Origin of the sequence: Prescottella subtropica (assembly GCF_005434945.1) — a bacterium.
GTDB lineage: Bacteria > Actinomycetota > Actinomycetes > Mycobacteriales > Mycobacteriaceae > Prescottella > Prescottella subtropica.
The window spans coordinates 1-1,921 of sequence record NZ_SKCH01000056.1; the positions used below are offsets into that span (position 1 = coordinate 1).

The 1,921-nt window shown below is 57.7% G+C and carries 1 protein-coding gene; it reads right to left on the bottom strand.

Features of this window, described 5'->3' with window-relative positions; genetic code table 11:
• Positions 1–747: 747 nt before the first annotated feature.
• Positions 748–1,635 carry an LGFP repeat-containing protein gene (locus tag E0497_RS20275; RefSeq protein ID WP_161987480.1) on the bottom strand — a complete coding sequence of 296 codons (888 nt, stop codon included), beginning with the start codon at positions 1,633–1,635 and terminating at the stop codon, positions 748–750.
• Positions 1,636–1,921 lie beyond the last annotated feature (286 nt).

The following is a 1,921-nucleotide window of genomic DNA, read 5'->3' on the forward strand; positions in this document are numbered from 1 at the left end:
GGGCACGACTCGTTCCTGATGACGCGGGAGTAGAGACTTGCATCATCACCGAGACGGTCGTGCCCGCCCCAATCCGCACCCCGATCGTGCGCCATCCCACCTTGAAACCGCAGGTCAGCGGGCATCACTCACGACTTTGCCGAGGCCCTGCCCTGCAGCCCTGCGTACTCGTCGACTACGCCGAGTTCGCGGCATACCATTGGAGGATGGAGCGCTTTTGGATACTACTCGGCGATATGGATTTGCAGTCCAAATCTCCGCCATTTCAATCCGGAAGCCGTGTGTGTATGAATTGCACGCTCGCGACTCAGGTCGAGGGAATTCCGGTCGATGTTGTCTCCACCGTAGTCGGGGAGGTAAAAATTATAGAACCGGTAGGAGAAGGGTGGAACGTCGGGCTGTCTACGATTGAGTCGAAATCCGGAATTTCGGCTGTCATTTGTCATGCCTTCATCCCGGAGGGTAATCAATCCGTCATCGGATACCTGCAGGCCTGGGAGGAATTCGAGCATTTGAGATATTCGGTCGCGCCTTCTTTTACGGCTGAGGTTGATGGGGTTGGATTCTTGAGCACGGAGACTCGTTCGATGATTGGGGGAGTAGGGCGGACGATTCGGTTTCACGAGGGTGGTGACATTGACTCAGTGGGCCCGTTGAGGCGACTTTACCAGTGGTGCGTCCGGGTTGCGCCGATTGCAATTAGTTCGGACTTGGCGCAACCCGGACGAAGCTGAGGTTGCGTATCTCCTAGTGGTCGTAAGGCGCGGGCAGGGTCGGGCAGTGCTGGATAATGTTGTCATTATGGTTCGGATCCATGCAGTACGCTGTCAGAATTCCGAACTGAGTGCTGTCGTAGACGGCGCTTGTGTGAGCGAAGTCGACGAAAACGCCGAGCGCAATTATCTTCTGCCGCTCACCCATGAATTCAACGTGGAACAGTTGGGAGTAGACGTACCTGTCTGGGTTGGGTGTACGGTCCGGCCCGCCCTCGGGGTCGAAATTGAGTGGAGTCGCATAAGAGTCTTGCAGGATCAACTCGACCTGACGATCTGAAACGGAATGGTCGAGTTTGTAGTGGATCTGCCCAAATCCGTTTGGATTTGCCTTCCCTGCTCGGAGATTGATCCAGGTCCCGTCGACATCTTGGAATCGCTTGACGCAACTATATCCGTCAGGCAAATCGGTCGTCCCAGTTGGGCAAGCGGATTGGAACCGGGGCGTCACTGTTCGGTTCGACTGATCGGCTTGGGTAGGACCATGATCTGGCCGGGGATTCATGGTTTCCCAGCCTGCTACACCAACCTCGACTCGAGCGGAACTGAAGACGAGCGCGGTTCCGCTCGCGAATACCTGCATCTTCTCGCCGGCAGGCATGATGACCGGTATCGAGTCCGTTTCATCGGTGATCGGATAGCCGAGTGATCCTCCTTGGGCCCCGAGTGTGTTCCACTTCGATCGGATCATTCCTTTGATGACGGTGATTCCGGTTAGCGGCAGACTGGAGTTCCAGTAGATGGCGGCGTTCTCTTTTTGGAAGTCTTGGCGGCTGCCGATGTTGTCTCCGTTGGGGATTTCGTCGGTGGTGGGGTAGCCGAGTTGGCCGGCTTCCCAACCGTAGCTTGACCATTTGGTCATGAACAGCGGCGTGATCGGGTGGGCGCCAGGCAGGGCCTCGGCAAAGTCGTCAGGGCCCCGTAGTTGTTGATGGGCGGGCCTGCGACCTGGGCATTCGAGGCCGGCAGGGAGTCGGTGAGGGTGGTGGAACGGGCATGGGGACAGGGACCGATCATGGGTGTGTCTAAGCATCCAGATCGTCCACCAGGAGTCACCCATGCCCGCTGGGACAGTGTCCCCGATCGCCCCGTGTCTTGACCAGTTGGGTCGCCTCGCCGATGTTGTCGCCGACGAGGACCGGTTGGGA

What these genes read in the sequence shown, in the direction of transcription:
- E0497_RS20275 (WP_161987480.1), bottom strand. Translation starts at nt 1,635, where the DNA reads ATGACCAAATGGTCAAGCTACGGTTGGGAAGCCGGCCAACTCGGCTAC.